Origin of the sequence: Paracoccus sp. S4493 (assembly GCF_000967735.1) — a bacterium.
GTDB classification, from domain to species: domain Bacteria; phylum Pseudomonadota; class Alphaproteobacteria; order Rhodobacterales; family Rhodobacteraceae; genus Paracoccus; species Paracoccus marcusii.
Genome location: NZ_JXYF01000400.1, coordinates 1 through 341, shown reverse-complemented (window position 1 = coordinate 341; position 341 = coordinate 1). Strand labels below are relative to the sequence as shown.

Annotated in this window: 1 protein-coding gene; it reads left to right on the top strand. The window is 66.0% G+C overall.

Annotated elements, in window-relative coordinates; genetic code table 11:
- The coding region (locus TW83_RS18055; protein WP_045984170.1) for an ATP-binding cassette domain-containing protein at nt 1–341 on the top strand (341 nt) is incomplete at both ends.

The window sequence follows — 341 nt, the reverse complement described above, 5'->3', positions numbered from 1 at the left end:
GCGGGCAAGTCGACCTTCCTCAAGATCCTGATGGGCATCCATCACCGCGATGCGGGCACCCTGCTGCGCAACGGCCAGCCGGTGGTGTTCGACAACCCGTCCCAGGCCCTGGCGCACGGCATCTCAATCATCGAGCAGGAGTTGAGCCCCGTCCCGGCCATGACCGTGGCCGAGAACATCTATCTGGGCCGCGAACCGGTGGGGATGTTCGGACGCATCGCGTTCCGCGAGATGAACAGCCGCGCCCAGGCGCTGCTGGACGGGTTCCAGTTCGGCATCCGCGCGGACAGCCTGATGATGGACCTGACCGTGGCCCAGACCCAGCTGGTCGAGATCGCCAA